We start from the raw sequence: 20,307 nt of genomic DNA on the forward strand, positions 1-20,307 counted from the left end.
ACACATTATCTTATAATGTAAAAATAATCTTTTAAAAAGAGCCCTAGCATAAGGACTCTTTCTTAGCATTAAGCTATTTTTCGATTTAACGATTTTATTTCCTTCTCCTTTTCTGCATTTGGAGGACGGATTATTATAGAGATAACGAAAGATATTACACATAGAACACCGATTGTAATGAAGGTTGGTTGAAATCCGCCAAGTAGTGCTCCAATGAATGATCCTGCAAGTGCACCAAATCCGAAACCTTGGTAAACAATCCCGTAGTTTGTACTATGGTTTTTTAATCCGAAGAAATCCCCGACAATGGCAGGGAATATAGTGATATTACCACCAAAGCAAAAGGCAACACTTGCTACACAAGCAAAATAAATCCCGTAATTTAGTGGAATAAAACTTAAAGTAAAGACGGACAATCCAATAATAATAAATGTAGCAGAGACGATTTTTAATCGGCCTATTTTATCTGATAACGTTCCAAGAATAATTCTACCTATTGTATTAAAGATTGCAATCATTGCGACGGCATTTGCGGCAGTCGCTGCACTAAGACCAACGAGCTGCACCCCAATGTCTTTTACCATACCGATTAAATACAGACCGCCCATACATGATGTAAATAACATGAAAAATAAGAGATATACTTGTTTTGTTTTCATCATTTCACGCGGCGTATAATCATTGTGTAATGTTTCAGTTACAGTGTTACTTACAGTTGCTTCACGTAAGAAGAATGATCCTATCACCACTAAAAGTAAGACGATAATACCCCAATATAAAAATGCTTGTGATACCCCAAGACTGTTGATAAGATTTCCGTTTATATATCTAAAGATTAAGCTTCCCATTCCATATGCCGAAACAGATATACCAGAAATAAGTCCTTTACGGTTTGGAAACCATTTAATTAAATTAGATAGTGAGGTAATATATGCTGTTCCATCAGCATATCCAACGACAACACCGGCTAATAAATAAAGTAATGGTAATGAAGAAACTTGTGAACTAAGTATTAAACCGAGTCCTAAAACAATTCCTGCAGTAGCGATAAGTTTACGGAGTCCAAATTTTTGTTGTAGCTTTCCTGCAAATAGAGTCGAGAATGATAAAGAAAAACTCGTAATTGAGAAAGTAATCGCGACTGAATTGAGGTTCCATCCAAACTTACTTACAAGGGGTTGGTTAAATAAACTCCATGTGTAAATTGTTCCTAGGCCAATTTGAACGATGATTGTACCTAGAACAATTAGCAACGGATTTATAGATGATTGTTTCATACTAACTGTCCCCTTTTTTTATCATGACATGAATTTTCACAATTAGTATATCCATGATAAATTGCACGATACCGTACGGAAAATGGAAATTAAGTTAGTTTACACAAAAAGACACTTCATCAAGAAGTGCCTCTTTGTAGGTTATATACAGATGTATTTAAAGAAAGCTTTGTTAAGATAAGACATTTTCAAATGCTTATGTACATATGTTATCAAATAATTTGCTGAAAGTGATGAGACTTAAGACGTATTTTTCTTTCATAAATAAGTCGGAGAGAAAATTAATATTCGATTTCCTCGAAGTCTTTCGGCTGCGGTACAGTTTGCATATTTGCTGCATCTTTCGGATCGCTATAAATCGCATTTTGTTCTGTGTTTACATCCTTTATATTTTGTTTTTTATTTTTATTTTTATTCACTTCATTTTTCATTATATTTCACTCCTTTTTATTATAGGAGTAGTTATGCCCTAATCGTATTATTTATACTGCTATTAAATGTATCTGCGACTAAATTGCTAAATTCACGTAAATAATATAAATAATTGTCTCCACCATAGTTGTATCTTTTATTGTACATTTTAGCAACGACGACATTATATTCTGGAATGACTAATATCGTGGGTCCTGTAATTCCTAATATTTGATAAGAACCTTTCGGAACTCGCTCACCAAGTTCGCTAAGTAAAGCAGGTTCATTTTGAATGAACCAAAACAACCCGTTTTGAGGTAGTTCTTTATTTTTATACGCTGGATTTTGTATGCTTGTAGCAAGTTCTATAACTTCTTTTGGCACAATTTGTTTACTATTCAAGAACCCGTTATTTAAATGCAGGTTCCCCCAGTATGCAAATTCTCTCGCAGAGACAAACAAATTTTTCTCGGAGCCGTCATCTACTGCACCGACACTTTCTATAGCATCTTCAGTTGGATTTACAATAACCTTAACTAAATTTTCATCATGTTCTATTCTCCATCCAGTTTCATTGAAGTTGGCAGGTAGGAATACACGCTCCTTTAACAATTCAGGAAAACTCTTATTATACAGCTGATAAATAAGCTGCGTCACCATTCTTACATTAATATCTCTGTACGCCCAAGCTTGTCCCGGCTCAAATTCACGAAAAACTGTCCCCTCATCGGTTTCATTTAAACCGTGTGAATGGGTTACTAAGTGTCTTATCGTTGTCTTACCGAGTAATGAAGGATCATGTTTTTTAAAATAATTTACTGCCTCGTCATCAAGAGATTTTATTTTCCCCTCATAAACTGCATAAGCAACCATTAATCCTAAATAGCTTTTTCTTGCGGAAGCGACATTGAACTGTGAAGATATGTTTACTTTTTTGCTAGTAGGAGTATTTGAATGCGTTCCACTATAATGCTCTAGCACAATCTTATTATCTTTCATAATACAAAGTGCTGCCGCAGAACTTTGATTTGTCTCTTTAATATTTTCTACCCATGAAATTAATTTCTCATATTTGTACAAATAAATTCCCCCTAAAATGAAAACGAAAAAATGACAGCATGAAAGAAAAGCGTTAATACAACATAAACTGGTATTTACACTTTTCTTTCATGTGAAATATTATTCTGTACTTAAATAATCCACCAGTTCCAGCAATTAGAACAGCTGAAACAACCAACACAACCAACACACCCTACACAACCACCACAACGTCCGCCGCCACAACCACCACAGCGACCACCACAGCCACCACAACGTCCACCGCATCCGCCACAACGACGTGCATCGTCTTGGGTGTAATAATATGGATATTGATTTTGTTGCTGATCCCAATACACAACATTACCAGGTTGATAAGCATTAAGATTTAACGCTTGTAGTTCTTGTTGAAATTCATTCATTATGAAACCCTCCATTTACAAATGTAAATTCCGTCCATATCTTTAAGTTTATTTCCTTTTAAAAATAAAGTAGAAATAAGACTATAGACTAAATGCGTACATCAACAAAATATGACTTTACATTAGGTGATGTACCTTGTTTATTAGCCTATTTTCTTTATATTTTTATAGTGGACGTAATTAATATAAATAGAGACATTTAAAAGTTACTAATCCAGCAATTTAATAGTTCATCACTTAATTTTCTTTCTAGTAATTCTTTTACTGAAGGTGTCGGCATTATTGTATAGGAGTTTATATTTTCTTTAGTAAAATCAATCCAGTGAAATGCTAAATGGGACTCTTTAGATATTGGAGTAAAATCTGATTTTAACTCATTTGAATCTATTTCAAAAATGTGGTTAATTTCATGGTGGAGGTTTTCTTTAGCTTGCCATTTATTTTCTATGACGCCTAAAAATTGTTTTATACTGCATGTTACTCCAAGTTCTTCGCGTAACTCTCTTATTAGTGCATTCTCTGCTGATTCCCCAATCTCAACATGGCCACCGGGTAAAAAATAGTGATGTCCTATGTATTCAGCAACTAGTAATTTTTCATCTTTTATCATGATAGCTCGTACAATATGATGGAATTTACTTTTCATTTTGTATTCCTCCTAATCATTCACTTTATACTTGCTCAAAAATTGTCATTTAAAAGCGGGATAATATAAATCATAGGTGCTTCATATGGATGAACATTATTAATAACTGGAAGATAACATTTTACATGTTCTCGTTTACAATTTAATTGAAACTAATAATCTTGATAAACGATTCTAAAAAAGAGTATGTTTATGAAAATAAATCATCGAAACATACTCTTAATATTTTTAGTTGATTCATTCTTTTACAATAAGGTTTGATTAGCCCTATTCTTTGCGGCCTCAAAATCGAAGCCGTAGCTAAAGTATGCAATCACTACTTTTCCCTAAGCAAATCTATTCTCTATTTCAAATTTACCTGCCTGTACAAATTTTAGACTCTTAACGAACCACGAAAGCCTCTTGCGGCATAGTAAGATTCTGCCCCATTGTGATACACAAAGACGTGTCCAAAGCGATAATCGCAAAAAAGGGCACCGCCAAGTTCTCTAATATCAGAAGGTGTTTGCACCCAACTCGATGTCTTCAAATCGAAATTCCCAATATTTTGCAACGCCCGATATTCTTCTTCCGTTAATAGTTCAATGCCCATAGTAGTTGCCATATCGAAAGCGTTATTTTCTGGTTTATGTTTCTTTCTTGATTCTAGCGCTTCAAGGTCATAACAAACACTTCTACGGCCTTTAGGACTTTCTGCTGAACAATCATAAAAAATGTATTCGCCTTTTTCTTTATCAAAATCAACAACATCAGGTTCTCCGCCAGTTTTTTCCATTTCATTGAGCGACCACAACTTTTCAGTATTAGCATCCAAATTTGATTGAACATTAGCCCATTCTAGCCCTTTATGACGATTCATGTTATTCTCAAAACGATCTTTCAATGTTTGTATTAATTCTTCACGTTGCTCTAGTGACAACTCTTTTTTATTGCTCTCTTCCATAATAGTTCCTCCATTGATGTTTTTATTAATGATAGTTTAAGTATATATAAATACTGTTTTATAATAAAATGTTTAAATAATTGCGTGAATTCAGTTTGCGATAATTTATATGGATTAGTAAAACCAATTCTCCGCAATAGGGCCCTTTAACGAAACAACTTATTGTTTCTAATCAGTTTCTTAATCGATCTTTCAATTCTAGATGTTCTTCACCTTTTCACTATAAATACACGATATAACTTTATTGAAAATCGCACATCTTTAATTCAACAACAATAAGCGATATACTTCCTCACCGTCATATACATTTCCTAATGGTTTAAAACCATAACATTCATATAGTTTCTTTGCAGAAATATTATCTTTATGGACAGTTAATCTAATTTCCTCACACTCTTTAAAGTTATTTTTTATTAAGTTAATGATTTCCTGTAATGCTGCTTTTCCATATCCTTTTCCTTGCTCTTTTTCATCAACGATAAATCCGTTAATCCAATACATATCTGTTGACCCACGTACAAAAGCATGCATAATAAAACCGACTATAAGGTCACCATCATATATAGCGAGTGGAATATATTCGACATTTTCACCATCTGGTTTTATGTATACTTTAGCAAGTGATACTGCCACTGCCGGAACAAATTGCAATTGACTTTCTTTAACTTGTAACTTTAATGCATCTTCCCAATTTTCTCTCGTAACAATTTTTAATTGGACGTTCATTATATTAAGCTCCTTTAAAAAGAGAATTTATCTTTTATATTCAACGGTGTGAAATGATTCCCTTTTTCGACATCAACTTATAACATGATTTTCATAAAATCCTGAATAAATTTTTCCTCATCTAATTGTAACGCTATACGCGCCCCTTCAGATTTAGAGTGTGGGCGAAAATCAGCAAAAGTTTGTCCCTTCGTTTCGCCGCATATATCTACAGTCACTTTTCGGGATGTATAATTTAAAAATGTAGGATTCACCAAACCGCTTATAGCAAGTACATCGTGTAATAATGGCCCTTCAATAGATGGATTGAGCTTTTGGTATGCTGATAAATAATAATCGTACATTGGTTTCATAATTGGCTTAAATGAATTTTTTGTATTAGCTAAAATATAAGTAAATACATTTGGGGTTAAAACTGTTTTATTTGTTACATTTAAAGGGAATAACGTTAAATTTTTCGCTTGCTGAAATACAATTTGACTTGCTATAGGATCTCCGTACACGTTTGCCTCTGCTAATGGAGTAACATTCCCTGCTTCTAAAAAGACACCACCCATAAAACAAATTCCTTTTACATTTAACATCAAGTCATTCCATAAATTAAACGCAATTGCTAACGAGGTAGATCTTCCTACATCGACAATTGTTAAATCTTCTCCATACTTTACAAGAATCGCCGCAATACTACCAAAATTGTATATCGGAATAGATAACACACTTTCCGGTACATGTATGGGTCCTAATCCTTCTGGCCCATGAATTTCAGGGTAATACGTTGTAATTTCATTTGTAAGTGGCTTTGTTGCCCCGCTAATTACAGGAATATCTTGTCTGTTTGCTAATTGTAAAATATAAGCTGCGTTATGAGCGGCATGTATATGTTCAACATTTCCATATCCAGTTACGATACCAACAATTTCAATTTCAGGATGTAGTAATCCGTACATAATTGCAAATGAATCATCAATACCTGGGTCTCCGAAAAATAAAACTTTCTTCAAGAAACGTTCCCCTTTCATAGGTAAGATAATTATGTATATGTGGAAAAAATTTAAATCTATACAATTCTAAGCAAATATTAATAGTGAGTAGTGTGTCGATAAAAAGAACTAGTATTATACTAGTTCTTACTCTGGTAATCATCTAACAGTATAATTGAATTCCGTACAAATGCTGGACTATTACATTTTAATATAGATATTTTCCATTATATCTATATTAACCCCCCTATATTAGTTCAATATTGTTACTTTCAAATTGCAACTACTCGCAGAAAAGTCTTACCATACTTTTTCGCTCTCGATTTGCTTATAATTATCTTTTTTAAATGTTAAATGAGCAATCACAACTCCAAGTATAGTAATTATCCCTCCAATTATCGAAACAAAGCTTGGCACCTCACCTAACCATACCCAAGCGATAAAGCATGCAGTTACTGGTGTTAAATATAGAGAGCTTGTTGCCTCAGATGCACCGGCATAGGATGTAATATATGCTAATGCAATGTACGGAAGGACTGTCGGAAACACACCTAAATATATAACGCTCAAAGTGATTTCTATAGGAGCTGCTACGATTTCTTCATAAATCCCAGGTAAAAAAATAAGCATACATACAGTACCAGACCAAATTGTATATATTGTAAATGGCAAGAAACCATACTTTTTCAAGTACGACTTTTGGAAAACGAAAAATAGGCTTTCTGAAAATGCCGCTAATAATATTAGGAATACCCCACTATTCAATTGAATGGAATCTCCTTGATTTAATGATAAAAAAGTAATTCCTACTAAACTAATTACACCACCGATCCACCCATTTAATTTCATTTTTTCATTTAAAAAAACAGAAGCAAGAATTGCAGTTAATATAGGTGTTACAGATACAATTAAACTAGCAGGTCCAGCATTTACATTCTTTTCACCGTAGTTCAGCGCAATATGATAAATAGTAAATCCTAGAGCGCCAAATATAAAAATTACTGGAATGTCTTTTAAGTCAGGTAAACGTAATTTGTATATAAACGAAAACAGTAGAAGAATCAAAGAAGCTATTAATAATCGTAGCAATGTGAGGTGTTCAGGCGTGTAAGCTTCAAGGCCCATACGAATTCCTGGAAAAGCTGTCCCCCATATAAGAATTGTAAAAGCATGAGCACATACAATACGAGAATTCCATTTTTTATTCTGCATATTTTTTCTCCCTCTCCAATAAACCAGCCATTTTTTAATTACCAATTATTTCTTTTCATCATATTTAATAGTTGATACAATGTCTTCAACCAGTTATTCCTCGAAAAAACCAACCACTTTGTATTTTTAAAATGAATGAGGGAGTTTTTTAATATGTCTACCGATAAAAGACCGCCAAAATATCGACAAATAATAGACTATATGAAAGAAAAAATTGAAAACGGAGAATGGACAATTGGAAGTAAGATTCCTAGTCAGCGGCAGTTAGCGAAATTATTTCATGTCAATCGTAGTACTGTAATAACTGCACTAGAAGAACTTATGGCAGATGGTTTAATTCAAGGGAAAATTGGGGCGGGAACAATTGTAATGAATAATACATGGTCATTATTAGCGACTAATCCCCCGCCTGATTGGAGTGAATATGTGAAAGCTGGTATTCATAAACCGAGTAAATTAATGGTTCGAGAAATTAATGAAGCAGAAGCAAATAAAAAATTCATTCATCTTAGTAAAGGAGAACTTGCACCTCATCTTTTCCCGTTAGAAACCATGAAATTCATTATGGGAAACGTATGTGAGGAGCTAGATTATTTCGGATACGAGGAACAAAAAGGATATTTCCCTTTACGTGAAGCGATAAGTAATTATGTAAAATCATTCGGAATAAATACATCTCCAAGTTCTGTATTAATAGTCTCTGGTGCATTGCAAGCATTACAATTAATATCAATTGGTCTCTTACATAGAGAATCAACTGTTTTACTTGAACAACCATCTTACTTATATTCGCTACATGTATTTCAATCGGCTAATATTCACCTTTCTGGAATACAGATGGATCATCATGGTATTTTTCCTAATGATTTGATAAGACGAATTAATTATAGTCAAAAGAAAAATATTTTATATTCGATTCCTTGTTTTCAAAATCCAACGGGTGCATTAATGTCCAAAGAGCGTCGAAAAGAAATACTAAAAATTTGCGAAAAAGAACAATTGCCTATCATTGAAGATGATATTTATCGTGAGTTATGGATTGATGAACTACCTCCACCTCCGTTAAAATCAATGGATAAACATGGACATGTATTATATATTGGTAGTCTCTCTAAAACGCTTAGTCCAGGACTTAGAATTGGTTGGATTATCGGACCAGAGCCAGTTATTGATAGATTATCAGACATAAAAATGCAAACAGACTATGGATCGAGTTCTTTATCTCAAAGAGTTGCTGCGGAATGGTTAAGTAAAGGCTTTTATGAAGAACACGTTGCGAACGTAAGGATCCACCTAAAAGAGCGCAGACGAATGATGTTACAAGCTTTAGACAAGTATTGTGCAGATATTGCTACATGGGATATCCCAAGTGGTGGATTTTTTATATGGCTAACGGTTGTACCTAACATTCCAATGAAAAAACTGTTTTCAGAGGCCTTATCAAAGGGAGTACTTTTAAACCCAGGACGTATTTATGAAGAAGAATCGGATCAGTGTATACGCTTATCGTATGGATATGCTTCCACTGAACAAATTGCTCAAGGTATTTATATATTAAGTAATTTGATTCGTAAGTTAATGGCATAATAAAAATCCTCTTTTATATAAAGAGGATTTTTTGTGTACCTTATTTACCACAATCTCATTTCCTGTCCTAATAAAATAAGTTCTTCATAAGGATCTCCGTCAATTTTTAATACTTGTGCAAAAGCCGGTTCTGTTTTTACGCCTTGTTCTTTTAATTCAATTACTTCTTCTCTAATGTGTGGGTGCTGCATTAATAGCATGTGCTCCACTATCATATGTTTATATGCATTTTGGTTACGTACTGGCTGCGGTTGAGCAAATAATTCAAATTCAAAACCTTCAAATTGAAAATTCACCTTTATTGTTAAGAGATTTTTAATGTTTTTCTTTTTTATTTCAAATTCTTCGTATGAGCCATACAATGATCTAATTTCCTGTTCAAAAAAATCATAATTATGTACTTCCATTACAATGTCTAAGTCAGAATGAAGGGTATCAATTCTAATAGGGATTGTCCCGCAAAGTACAGGGCTATATAAAGCTAAATCCTCCATTATGTTTAGTTTATTAATAACTTCGTAAACTTTTTGTTGTTTATCGTTCCCAGATTGTAAGTATGTGATAGATGTAAACATAAAAGTCTCTCCTTCATTTAACGTAATACTCGTCGCACTAAATTTGAGAAAAAATTTAATCTTTTCGTTTTGTTCTAAGAGTACCTATATTTCAATATATTAAGCCAAACTAACAATGTTTTTCAACTTTTCTCCTATACTGCAATACTATAAAAATAAAAAAGGAGGAATTTTTATGAGCATTTTTAACGTGATTTTAACCATACACATTTTATTTGGAACAATATGCTTAATCACTGGTATCGTAGCGATGCTTGCTCAAAAAAAGAAAGGAAAGCATACAGAATGGGGCGAAATATATCATGCATCCTATGTTGTTATAACCATTACTGCAATTATATTGTCCATATTAAATTGGGATAAAATCGCATATTTATTTTATGTAGCAATTATCTCCTATTCATTTGCGATTTACGGATATCTCGCAAGAAAACAGCGATGGAAAAATTGGCTAGGACATCATATTAGAGGTATGTTAGGCTCATACATTGGTGCAGTGACCGCACTTTTAGTGAACATTGGGATGTATATTCCTATTATAAATTTACTACCACCAATATGTTTTTGGTTCTTACCTACCCTAATTGGCATTCCTCTTGTATCTAGTGTATCAAAAAGGTATAAAAAACAAAGGTAAAATTAATTACAGTTTAATTACCTTCTAATTTATTTTGTAAAAATAGAATGGAACATCTTATTATTATAAGGATAACCAGAAAGTGAAAATAAAAAGAATCCCATAATGCTCGGATTCTTTTTATTTATGATTTTTTTAAGACGATATTGAATGCAAACGATCCGGATAATTAGTAAACATCCCGTCTACACCCCATTTTAGTAACTTCTCCATATCTTTTTCATTATCTACTGTAAATGGATGAATTTCTAAGCCATGTTTCTTTATGTTTTTTACATAGACTGCATCAATATACTTATAGTTCATGCCTAGGCCAATGCAGTATGTTTTATAGTTTTTTATTTCTAAATCTGTTAATTGAACTGCTTTTTTATATGATAATAATTGTACTAACGGTATATTGGCATTTAAACTATGAATCTTTCGTAGACTTTCTTCACTAAATGATTGGATAATAACTTTATCACTTATTTGATAGAGATTTATAATTTCTAATAAATTTTCTTCCATTCCAGGATATTCATCTGGTGATTTTGTTTCGATATAATAATTAGCATTATGTCCAAACGTTTCAATAATTTCTTCTAGTGTTGGAACTTTAGCATTTTCAAATTCTTTCTTTGCTAACTTTGGATACTTTTTATTGAAAAAAGAACCTGCATTCAGTTGTTTTATTTCATCTAATGTATGATCTTTTACAAAATCAGAACCGTTTGTTGTACGGTTTAATGTTTCATCATGCATAGCTACTAAATGTCCGTCTTTTGTCATTTGGAGATCTATTTCTATATAGTCACCTTTTAATTGCTGTCCTAATTGATACGCTTCTAATGTATGTTCCGGTGCATATGCAGAAGCCCCTCTATGCGCAATATTTTTAATATGATTTGATTGATTAATGGCTTTTGTATATTTTTGTTCATTTACTTGCTGAAAAACAAAAGTGCTAATTACAATAAAGAAACAGATGATTGTAATTATAGATATTTTCTTCATAATGGTATGTTTACTCCTATATTTAAAGCGATTTAATTTGGATGAATTATTCAATTAAATGTCGATTTTCAAAAACTGTAATTTGTCCTGCGGCTTGAAAGCCAGATTTTTTATAAATGTTTTTTCCATCAGGTGAAGCTTGTAATACGCAATAATTATTTTTTAGTTGTTTTGCTTCTTGCAGCAGGAAATTGAACATAATAGAACCAAATCCTTTTCCTCTCATATCTTCTTTAGTCGCTATATCATAAATACCAACGCTATCTTCCGTACAAACTAGAGAGCCAACAGATACTACCTTCCCTTTATAAAGGCCTAAGTATAGTTTCATGGCATCACTATTCCATAAATCTAAAGAAGCAATTTGATTATAGTATGCTTGAACTTGAGTACCTTCTGTTGATGTACCGAATAAAGCTGCTAACGTTTCGCCAAATTGTTGTATTTGTTCTGGCGATGTTGCATTTTGTATTGTAAAACCTACTGGAATGTCTATTGTTGGATGAATTTTTCTTAAGTCTGCTACCATCGCGATATTCTGTTCTGCTTCTTTTAAACCAAGTTTGATTAATTCGCTTTTTATAGTCTGTTCTTGCTTATCATCCCAAAACCAAACACTCATTGGAAATTTTTTTTGATTATAGCATTCTACCTCCTTATATAATTTCTCGATCCCTTCCGTTACATTACTATTTAGTAGTGTAATAATATTAAATGTATCTGCAGGTAATCCGCAGTCGACAGTAATGTAATCCTTCGTTTCTTTTACATCCATTCCATGTACCTGCCGCGCAATATATGAGGTTTTATATGTGAAATTATCTATTAGTAACTGTTTATAATTCATTAATTTTGCTCCTTTCATAAAAATTCGTATTCGAATCCTTCAGTATTAAATATAACATATAAGAAATGTACCTATTTCTATAAAAATATCTCTATAAATCACTCTTTGCGCCCTAAAAGAATTAAAAATGATATAACGTTGTCGGAATGAAAAAAGTGGTATATAATAAATATTAACATTACTAGTAATTATTTTAGGTATTCCTAGAATAAAGGAGCGATACATATGAAAATTACTATTTATTTCGGAAGTCATGAGGATCAAGATGTTCGTACTATGGACTGTCATTTAGATGTAGAAGATACAGAAGAGATTGTTTCTGTATCATAATATAAATAGTTGGGATGAACCCTCTTCCCTACAGCGTTTAAGGCACCTTTTACAGGTGTCTTTTTTGTTGTTTTTTCATCAAAAACCCTTTACTTTAGAGCGTTTTAATAGTAAAATATAAATATACGAACAAACGTTCTTTTTATTTTGATTGTACATGAAGGGATGATTTTAACAATGACTCAAGCAAAGCGCAGAGGAAGAAAAAAGCAAACACCTATTATTTCAAATACAGGCTTTATCGGCTCTGTCTTTATTGATACATTGGAGTTACAAAAGAAATCCTATTATTTCGCTCGTAAAAAACTTCAAATTGTTCATCACGTATTAGATGGTCTATCTGGAGCAACGAGTGCATTATTTAAAGAACATAATATCGCTGCATACATGTCATGTGTGTATTTACATAAACAAAAGAAAATCGGCTTCGTTCTTTCAACAAAACCTTTTGAACAAAGTGATGGTGTTTCTTATTTTATAAATTATTTAATTGAAAAGAATTTTTACGGTAACGAAGAAGTAGAATATCAAGAAGTATTTAATACAGGTTTTATTGGTGTAGTGTTCGCGGATTTATCTAGTATAGATCGCTTTAATTTTGAGTTTGAAATGGGTATGTTAACGAAGTTAATGAAAGATATGATCATTCCGGTTAAAGAGCTCTTTTTACGACATAATGTACCGGCATACATCTCTACTTCTCATTTAGAAGAGCAAAATAAATTAGGTTTCGTTCTATCTGTAAAGCCATACGATGAACGAGCTGAAGCCGATTTATACTTTGAAACATATTTAAAAGAACGCGGATTATTTATTGGTGATGAAGAGGATGATATTGATAAGATTGTTATTAGAAAAACAGCTGAATTACGATAGAAAAGCGCAGGATGGTGATCCTGCGCTTTTTATAATTTATGAAATTAATTTACCAAATAAACGGTATTAGTTTTTTGGTTTTCTGTTTATATACTGTAAATTGTTCTCCGTACTTATTCTGTAAGTAATCATCAGATTTGGGAATATAGTCAAAAACAAATACTATGAATAGGCCTAGAGGTATTAGCAAACTATAAATATTGTTAGAGATTAGCGCTAAGCCTAATACCCAAAGGCAATCCCCAAGATAATTAATATGAATTGCATATTTAAATAAACCGCCTGTATATAGCTTACCTTGATTTGCAGGATTGTCTTTAAAAGGTTTTCTAAGTAACTCTGAAACTGTGTTTAATATACTCCCTCCTAAAAACAATACCCACCCTATAACAAGCACTATTAAGTTGGGATCCTGTTTACTAGTAATCATTAAAATGGGGAAACCTAAATAATAAATCCCAAAAGCAATACTGTTCATAATTGCTTCTTGCCATGCAATCCCTCTAGGTAACCAAATAAACATCATAGCTGTTAATCGTAAAGCTGTAATAATTAAAGCAATAAAAAGTCCTAGTGAAACGCCTGATTTGGCATGAGTAATGAAAAGTAAATAATACGCGATGATTAAATAGATAATCTCAGCAACTAAAATCAAGTTTTTTTCTTTTATCGTTGGCCGGTTTATACCATACATTGTGATACGCCCCTTTATTTATTCATTTTATGGGAAAATATACTTCTATGATATTTTTCTCCTCCCGTGTGCTATAAGGATTCGTTTTATAAACTTCAAACGGAGCGCCATTCAGTTTATAGTTATTTCCTTTAACCCAAACATGTAGCTTTGTATGAATAGAAGGCAATTCTTCGTAAGATCCAATAAGTGTAGCCATTGCGCAAAGGCCGGGATTAAACACTTTTGTTTTATTTGTGGCCTCTGCAAGAGGAATCGCAATTTCTACATCATAATTTTCAGGTACATATTCTGAACTATGGAATATAGCAAGTGGTTTTGCAATAGGTAATAAATTTTCAAATGAAATTTTACTAAACAACTCATTAAAATGCGTTAAAAAATCAGCGGTATTCATTTGTTTTCGCTGAGATAATATATTATAGGTTAAGTGATTTACAAGATTAATCTCAATATGATTTAAGTAACCCATGATACTTTCCTCTTCATCTAATTGTTGAATATCAAGCGTTAACTTTTTTAATAAAGAAGAATAAAATGTTATTTGTTGTGTTAGATTTTCTTGTTTGACTTTCATTTTAGAGTTAAGAAACTCAGTATTCTCCCAATTTGTTAAAAGATCTTTAATCTCTTCCAGTGAAAATAAATAGGTTTTTAATCGTGTAATCAATAAAGCTGTTTCTAATTGAGAAATATTATAGTAGCGATAGCCATTTTTAGCGTCTATGAAATCCGGCTTTAAAAGTCCAATTTCATCATAGTAGCGCAGCGTCTTCATTGTGAGATGTGATATTTTTGAAAACTCCCCAATTGAAAGCATAATAATCACCTCCTGTTATTAATTACTTCAAATATACTGTTTCCTGTAAGGGGAAGGTCAATCAAAATAGTTAAATTTTCTTAATGTATTTAGCGGTGCATCCATACCAATCAACCTAAAATTTCGAAGTATCCCCAAAACGAAAATTTAATCTTTTCATAGTTGTCCATAGGAATTTAGTTTGTTTTTTCGTTTTGGGTATTTGCTTTTCTTAGCTGGATGGTAATGTGACAGTACCCATTTTATAAATAATCTAAGAAACTACTAAGCACTATAATCTTTCGAATGAACTTCTAATATTAAACGATTTGAAGAAACCTTATTCAATATTAAATATAAGATTCCTCCTACAATTGGAATAGTATAGGCTGGAATATAGTTTAATAATATACCTGATATTGCGAGTGCTATTGGCTGCATCATTTTCCCTAAACTTAATCCAATACTAAGCACTCTTCCCCTATATTTATCCGGAATCTCTTTTTGCATGAAATAAATTAAAGGAATATCAATTAGCGCTATAATAAGCCCTAAAAAGAACATAACAACACAATACGTAATAACGTATACAGAATCATTTACTTCAAAACTTTTGAATAAAACTGGAATTCCTGAAATAATCATAAAAACTGCCAACATAAAACTTAGCTTTTTCAAAAGATAAGAGTAAGAAAAACGATCAGTTATCTTTTTTACAAAAATTGCACCAACGATCATCCCTACTGGAAAAGTCCCTTGAATGATACCAAATTGCTTGGAACTTAGATTTAGAACCGTATTTATAATGTATGGTAATGGAACAGTTACAGCAAATCCTAAGAAGAAATTAAGTGAAATTAAAATACTAAACGTATTCTTTAAACTTTCCTTTTCAATTAAGTAAGAAAACCCCTCTTTTATATCTGTAATAAAATTAATTCCTCTTTTTGAACATGCCTCATTTATGTTGAACTCGAACAGTTGAAAATGAATAAATAGTATTGATATGCTCGAAAGAATAAATGAAATACCGTTTATAATTATAAAAGTTTTAATATCAAAGACTGCAAAAACGATGCCACCTAACATAGGACCGATAATTAAAGATACAGAATCGATAATTTTACTTATAGAGTTAATACTCATAAGCCTCTCTTTAGAGACGATATTTGGTTTTGCAGCTTCAAATCCTATTGAAAAAAATGTTGTAAATACCGACATAAGAAAGGTAGTAGCATAAATAATGAATAAGTTTAATCCGTAATTGCTGCTTACTATATAAACAGCAATTAATAAGCCTCCATTTAGTAGATCCATACAAACAACCAGTTTCTTTTTATCAACCTTATCTGCGATTACGCCGGCAAATGGATTCATAACAATCATAGGAATAGATCCTAATATGAGCGAAATCGCGAAATTTAACGCTGACCCAGTTATTTGTAAAACATATAATCCTAATGCGAAACTATAAATAGAGCTACCAAATATAGATACTGTTTTCGCAATTGAATAGAGGCAAATATTTCTTAGTTCTTGATTGCTTTTTTTATTTTCTAAATGTAATCGTAAACTCCCCATAACTCTTCCCTCCCACTGAACTTTGTATTACGTACAGTGTAAGTTCTCGGGTCAACCCAATATCAATATTCTAGTATTCAAAACTTTTAAAAGAAAAATTAAAAAAGATGGGGTTAACCCCATCTTTTTCCGAAAAACGAATATGTATAAATTTCTTCTCCTTGAACAAAGAAATCCTCGTATTTTCCGCCTCGGTCCAAATAATTTGAAGTTCTTTCATCAATGGATTGAAACTGTAGATTTTGGATTTTCCCCTTAACTTTTGTAGATGTAAAATTATCTCGGAGTCTAGGTGCAATTTGGCTATTTATGCTGAATTTATTAAATAAAATAAATGAACTTAATAAATAACAATCGGGTTTAAAAAGGGAATTTAATTCGTGCAATAAAAACTCCTCATGTTCAAAACTATAATTACTTGTACCTGATTGATCAATTACAATATCAACAGAATAACTCTGAATAGGTATGTTTAGAAAATCGGCACAGATAAATACAATATTTCTTTTCACATTTATTCTTTCAATTACATCTTTTAAAAGTAAAAGTTTATTCAAATCTCGATCAACAGCAATGTATAAACAATCTTCCGGTAATTCTTCATAAACATTTCGTAAAAAGAACCCCAGACCCGATCCTAAATCAAGTAATATCTTGTTATTTAAATCTAGCTGTATTAATTTCTTTTTTGCCCATTCGCCGCCTCTTTGTATATTCTCCAAAAAGGTGGTATCAGTTTCATGGATATAATCTGAAATAGACTCTTCAAGTGATGTCCTTTCATACGCCTCAAATAATTTTCCAGCTGTTAAAATCCCGGAAATAATCGCGTATTCCTCACCACAATTACAAATTAACTTTCCCTCAACAATTTGGTTCTTATTGATAATACCATCTTCAAGAATTAAATTTCCGTTACACTTAAAACATTTAAATAAATGAAGTACTTTTAAATCTATCCCTAAAATCGAATTCGAAGTTTCAGTTGCTATTGATAAATTATTTAACGCTTCCTTTAATTTGTCTTTTCGTTCCTCTAAAGTTTTTATTTCTTGTTCAATTTTTTCATATTTCACTTTAAATAAAGATTGATAAAAAGTATCATTTTCGTAATCTAAGGATTGGCCTAAATTTTTATAAAGAAAAAGTTCTTTAATTTCATTCAAGCTAAAACCTAGCCATTTGTACTCTAATATAAGCTCTACATCTTTTTGACAATATTCATCAAAAAAATAGTGGCCACCCTTCTTTTCAGGAATAATTAGTCCGAGATCCATATAATGTCTAATTGTATCTATGCTTATATTATTTTTTTCTCCAAACTTTCCGATTTTCATAATATCACTACCATTATAATTTTTGTTTATACATACTTCTTTTTTAAAAGGAGAAAATCCTTTTATCTATACATTATTATTTATGATATGAGGTTGATGTAATTAAGATTTTATATAATAAAAAAACCCGCGAATTATTCACGGGTTTTCCTTTTAATAACTAATTGCTATTGTACCTTCACCTGCATGAACAGCAAATGAAATTGGTAATGGATACAGTTTGAAATCCATTTCAGGAAATGCTTGTTTAATATCTGAAATCCATTCTTCAGCTCCATCTTTATCGTTAGCATAGAACATATGAAGTACTTTTGGTAATTCTTTTTCAAGCTCATTTTTAATGTATTCTCTACATTTTTGAATTTTACGCACTTTCTTTTCAAGTAAAAGTTCTCCGCCTTTTACTTCTAAGATTAAGTTGACACTTAATAAACTTCCAAGTAAGAATTGAACTCCCTTTACACGACCACTTGCATATAAACCTTTTAAGCTCTTTGGAAATACATAAAAAGGTCTTCTTTTTTCATCTACTAATGTTTTGTGTATATCTTGTAAAGTCATACCATCATTGTATAACGTTTTAGCTTTTCTCATAAGTTCATCCATTGGATAACTTGTCGTTTCACTATCTAATATAGTTAAAGGGAAACCTGCCATATCAGCAGCTAGCTTCATATTTTGATAGGTCCCACTTACTTTTCCGCTAATAGCAACTGCAAAGCCTTCTTCATATTCTTCTTTGCATTTCGTAAATAACTCTACCATTTCCCCTATGTTAGGTTGTGAAGTAGTAACCGTTCTTCCATCATTTAACGCTTCATAAAGACGTTCATGAATTCCTTCTTCACAATCTTTATACGACACTCCATCGATAATAACTTCAATTGGGATAACAAAGTTATCTCCTTCTGTTGTAAAACTCGCAGTTGTACTATCAGTAATCCAAGCAACACGCTTCATGTTGTTCCTCCCTTATTCAATTCCTCTTTTCTGACTTTTCTATATATTTATCTTATGAAAAGAGAATATCCCCTGTAATAGTAACAGGACTTTAATATTTTGGCTATAGTAGATATATGATAAATGTGAATATTGTTTGTCTAATTCACAAATAAAAAAGAAAATCAGGATATTTCCCCGATTTCCCCCTAATAATACATTATTTAAAAGTTTCATTATCTAAAATTACAACATAATCATTCGTCAATCGGCCAGCTTCTTTCGTATAATTAACAAGCCTTTGTATGTTATCACAGCAAATTTTTGCTCCCCATACAAGTAACGGTACTCCGATAAAGTCAATGTGGAACCTTCTAGAAAACAGACCACCGAAAGTCATTGGTAAAGGCACTGTTGGTGATGTATTAGAAAAAATAATCTTTTCATGACTTTGATAATGTTTTTGTAGAATCTCTCCTAAATGTTTCATCGCAGGTACAACAACTTTTGATGCGCCGCATCCAATCGTATAAACAGGATTACCATTTTCGTCTATTCCATGAAAAATAATTTTCCCCATATCTTCTGTTTTTAATTTATTGAAATAATCTACATTCAAAATTTCTTCTTTCGTTAACTTACGATCAGTTGGTAATTTATTCAAATGATACGCTGCAGCTAGTGATGTTGTATGTGTTCCGCCGAAATCTGTGTAAATAAATATCATATTATCATCCCTTGTTGTAAAAATTCAATGTTATTTAGTATTACCGTTCACAGTATTGATAAACAAGGGATGAATATTTTTATACCTTTTGTGTTAATTCATTATATTTTTTCCAAATATAATAACGTCTACTAATCACGGTACCTAATGTAATACATAAAAAAGCATTCGTTACAACCATTAATGTAGAATGCGTACTGCCAGAAAACATACTTTGCTTAATCACGATTTTTGCACCTAAAATAACAAGGAGAATAATGGTACTTAACCAATTTCCTTTTCGTAATACATGACCTGTTTCACTATCTAACCGAAATGTTAAAGCTTTCCCCCTAATAATCCCCAGGGCCAATCCAATTCCAAGCATTGCAACGAAGAGAAGTCCTTGCAATAAAGTTACTTGTTCCATATGAACAATGGACTGAACTGTTACATAGCACAATAAAGCTGGAACTAGCCAAATACGATTAATTTTCACTTTACGTTCTTTACCTTGCATTAAAACGATAATAAGAATAACAACGATAATATCCAATTAAATTCCCCCTATTTACACGTTTCCCTTTAAAAATTATATTCTCCTTTCTTTATTCCATACTTGAAATGCAATAGCCACTTTTAATTGTAAAATATGGAATGTAATCTTTCATCAGTCTTAAGCATTATTTATAAAAGTCCAAAGACGTACTTTTTACTCGTACGCCTTTTAATACCTTTATTCAAAACA

22 protein-coding genes and 1 pseudogene are annotated in these 20,307 nt (G+C 31.9%); 3 read left to right on the plus strand and 20 right to left on the minus strand.

Features of this window, described 5'->3' with window-relative positions:
* Window positions 1-68 precede the first annotated feature (68 nt).
* The 10 genes and pseudogenes from LUS72_RS13145 to LUS72_RS13190 form a co-directional block, all read right to left on the minus strand.
* On the minus strand, window positions 69-1,277 hold the full coding sequence (locus LUS72_RS13145; protein ID WP_097829281.1) for an L-lactate MFS transporter: 1,209 nt from the start codon (window positions 1,275-1,277) through the stop codon (window positions 69-71).
* A 281-nt stretch (window positions 1,278-1,558) separates the two neighbouring features.
* On the minus strand, window positions 1,559-1,708 hold the full coding sequence (locus LUS72_RS13150; protein WP_097829282.1) for a hypothetical protein: 150 nt from the start codon (window positions 1,706-1,708) through the stop codon (window positions 1,559-1,561).
* A 31-nt stretch (window positions 1,709-1,739) separates the two neighbouring features.
* Window positions 1,740-2,768, minus strand: a complete 1,029-nt coding sequence (locus LUS72_RS13155; protein WP_097829283.1) for a serine hydrolase domain-containing protein — start codon at window positions 2,766-2,768, stop codon at window positions 1,740-1,742.
* Between the two features lie 110 nt (window positions 2,769-2,878).
* Window positions 2,879-3,148: a heterocycloanthracin/sonorensin family bacteriocin gene (locus LUS72_RS13160; RefSeq protein ID WP_097829284.1), complete on the minus strand. Its 270-nt coding sequence runs from the start codon at window positions 3,146-3,148 to the stop codon at window positions 2,879-2,881.
* A 199-nt stretch (window positions 3,149-3,347) separates the two neighbouring features.
* A complete protein-coding gene (locus tag LUS72_RS13165; protein WP_264449024.1) occupies window positions 3,348-3,794 on the minus strand; it encodes an NUDIX domain-containing protein in 447 nt (148 codons plus the stop codon).
* 35 nt (window positions 3,795-3,829) lie between these two features.
* Window positions 3,830-3,943, minus strand: a pseudogene (locus LUS72_RS13170) (cytochrome C biogenesis protein); the annotation flags it as partial.
* A gap of 224 nt (window positions 3,944-4,167) precedes the next feature.
* Window positions 4,168-4,737, minus strand: a complete 570-nt coding sequence (locus LUS72_RS13175; protein ID WP_264449025.1) for a DUF4256 domain-containing protein — start codon at window positions 4,735-4,737, stop codon at window positions 4,168-4,170.
* 261 nt (window positions 4,738-4,998) lie between these two features.
* A complete protein-coding gene (locus LUS72_RS13180) occupies window positions 4,999-5,463 on the minus strand; it encodes a GNAT family N-acetyltransferase (RefSeq protein ID WP_097829287.1) in 465 nt (154 codons plus the stop codon).
* A 77-nt stretch (window positions 5,464-5,540) separates the two neighbouring features.
* The gene (locus LUS72_RS13185) at window positions 5,541-6,464 is read right to left on the minus strand and encodes a nucleoside hydrolase (RefSeq protein ID WP_097829288.1); all 924 of its coding nucleotides are present in this window, start codon (window positions 6,462-6,464) and stop codon (window positions 5,541-5,543) included.
* Window positions 6,465-6,743: 279 nt separating this feature from the next.
* A complete protein-coding gene (locus LUS72_RS13190) occupies window positions 6,744-7,655 on the minus strand; it encodes a DMT family transporter (protein ID WP_264449026.1) in 912 nt (303 codons plus the stop codon).
* Window positions 7,656-7,808: 153 nt separating this feature from the next.
* Between LUS72_RS13190 and LUS72_RS13195 the strand changes: the two genes are divergently transcribed.
* Complete coding sequence (locus LUS72_RS13195; protein ID WP_212936714.1) at window positions 7,809-9,242, plus strand: MocR-like pyridoxine biosynthesis transcription factor PdxR; 1,434 nt, start codon at window positions 7,809-7,811, stop codon at window positions 9,240-9,242.
* A 44-nt stretch (window positions 9,243-9,286) separates the two neighbouring features.
* Here LUS72_RS13195 and LUS72_RS13200 read toward each other — a convergent pair whose 3' ends face one another.
* Entirely contained in the window at window positions 9,287-9,817 is a 531-nt protein-coding gene (locus LUS72_RS13200; RefSeq protein ID WP_097829291.1) for a DUF4269 domain-containing protein, read from the minus strand.
* 175 nt (window positions 9,818-9,992) lie between these two features.
* Here LUS72_RS13200 and LUS72_RS13205 point away from each other — a divergent pair, with 175 nt between their 5' ends.
* Window positions 9,993-10,454: a DUF2306 domain-containing protein gene (locus LUS72_RS13205; protein ID WP_097829292.1), complete on the plus strand. Its 462-nt coding sequence runs from the start codon at window positions 9,993-9,995 to the stop codon at window positions 10,452-10,454.
* A 135-nt stretch (window positions 10,455-10,589) separates the two neighbouring features.
* On the opposite strand, the gene LUS72_RS13210 is transcribed toward LUS72_RS13205, so the two are convergent.
* Both LUS72_RS13210 and LUS72_RS13215 read right to left on the minus strand, forming a co-directional pair.
* Window positions 10,590-11,450, minus strand: a complete 861-nt coding sequence (locus tag LUS72_RS13210) for a glycerophosphodiester phosphodiesterase (protein WP_097829293.1) — start codon at window positions 11,448-11,450, stop codon at window positions 10,590-10,592.
* Window positions 11,451-11,496: 46 nt separating this feature from the next.
* Window positions 11,497-12,297 carry a GNAT family N-acetyltransferase gene (locus tag LUS72_RS13215; RefSeq protein ID WP_097829294.1) on the minus strand — a complete coding sequence of 267 codons (801 nt, stop codon included), beginning with the start codon at window positions 12,295-12,297 and terminating at the stop codon, window positions 11,497-11,499.
* Between the two features lie 507 nt (window positions 12,298-12,804).
* On the opposite strand from LUS72_RS13215, the gene LUS72_RS13220 reads away from it, so the two are divergent.
* The gene (locus LUS72_RS13220; RefSeq protein ID WP_060751184.1) at window positions 12,805-13,503 is read left to right on the plus strand and encodes a hypothetical protein; all 699 of its coding nucleotides are present in this window, start codon (window positions 12,805-12,807) and stop codon (window positions 13,501-13,503) included.
* A gap of 49 nt (window positions 13,504-13,552) precedes the next feature.
* On the opposite strand, the gene LUS72_RS13225 is transcribed toward LUS72_RS13220, so the two are convergent.
* The 7 genes from LUS72_RS13225 to LUS72_RS13255 all read right to left on the minus strand — a co-directional run bounded on the left by LUS72_RS13225 (window position 13,553) and on the right by LUS72_RS13255 (window position 20,115).
* The gene (locus LUS72_RS13225; RefSeq protein ID WP_264449027.1) at window positions 13,553-14,197 is read right to left on the minus strand and encodes a methyltransferase family protein; all 645 of its coding nucleotides are present in this window, start codon (window positions 14,195-14,197) and stop codon (window positions 13,553-13,555) included.
* Window positions 14,198-14,219: 22 nt separating this feature from the next.
* Window positions 14,220-15,017 (minus strand): MerR family transcriptional regulator, encoded by a 798-nt coding sequence (locus LUS72_RS13230; protein ID WP_264449028.1) that lies wholly within the window; start codon window positions 15,015-15,017, stop codon window positions 14,220-14,222.
* Window positions 15,018-15,281: 264 nt separating this feature from the next.
* On the minus strand, window positions 15,282-16,577 hold the full coding sequence (locus tag LUS72_RS13235) for an MFS transporter (RefSeq protein WP_264449029.1): 1,296 nt from the start codon (window positions 16,575-16,577) through the stop codon (window positions 15,282-15,284).
* A 113-nt stretch (window positions 16,578-16,690) separates the two neighbouring features.
* On the minus strand, window positions 16,691-17,914 hold the full coding sequence (locus tag LUS72_RS13240) for a methyltransferase domain-containing protein (RefSeq protein WP_097829298.1): 1,224 nt from the start codon (window positions 17,912-17,914) through the stop codon (window positions 16,691-16,693).
* 153 nt (window positions 17,915-18,067) lie between these two features.
* A complete protein-coding gene (locus LUS72_RS13245) occupies window positions 18,068-18,874 on the minus strand; it encodes a DegV family protein (RefSeq protein ID WP_071746066.1) in 807 nt (268 codons plus the stop codon).
* Window positions 18,875-19,073: 199 nt separating this feature from the next.
* Window positions 19,074-19,580, minus strand: coding sequence for a DUF3189 family protein (locus LUS72_RS13250; protein ID WP_097829299.1), 507 nt, complete (start codon window positions 19,578-19,580; stop codon window positions 19,074-19,076).
* Window positions 19,581-19,659: 79 nt separating this feature from the next.
* On the minus strand, window positions 19,660-20,115 hold the full coding sequence (locus LUS72_RS13255; RefSeq protein ID WP_097829300.1) for a CcdC protein domain-containing protein: 456 nt from the start codon (window positions 20,113-20,115) through the stop codon (window positions 19,660-19,662).
* Window positions 20,116-20,307: the final 192 nt, after the last annotated feature.

The sequence above is a fragment of the Bacillus cereus genome, from assembly GCF_025917685.1.
In the GTDB taxonomy this organism is placed as follows: Bacteria; Bacillota; Bacilli; order Bacillales; family Bacillaceae_G; genus Bacillus_A; species Bacillus_A cereus_AT.